Source organism: Rhodococcus sp. P4_F3_2, from assembly GCF_056401335.1.
The window spans coordinates 1-388 of record NZ_JBFUJN010000270.1 but is presented as its reverse complement, the minus strand read 5'-3'; the positions used below and the strand labels follow the sequence as shown (position 1 = coordinate 388).

The 388-nt window shown below is 35.8% G+C and carries 1 protein-coding gene; it reads left to right on the top strand.

Going from position 1 to position 388, the window contains the following annotated elements; genetic code table 11:
• A partial coding sequence (locus AC1DWA_RS33690; protein ID WP_477917881.1) for a substrate-binding domain-containing protein occupies positions 1–388 on the top strand: 388 nt, incomplete at both ends.

Sequence of the window (388 nt, the reverse complement as noted above, 5' to 3'; positions counted from 1 at the left end):
AATATATCATGAATGAACAGGGGAAGACACCGATTACGTATGAAATTTCAAATACATTTGATCGTAAAATTCAGCAAGAGGTAATTTGTAAACTTTTCGATGAGCATCCAGAGGTAGATGGTATCTTTGCAAGTGATGACTTAATTGCTGCTTCTGTTATAGTTGAGGCACAAAAAAGGGGAAAAGAAATTCCGACCGAACTAAAAGTCATAGGATATGATGGAACAGAAACCAGTCAAGCTTTCCTACCTGGATTAACAACTATACGTCAACCAATTGAGTCAATTGCTAAAAAAGCCATTGAGATTTTAACAAAAGAAGTTGAAGGTGAATTTAACGATTTACCACTTGAAACAAACCTGCCTGTTGAGCTTTTAGAAGGAACAAC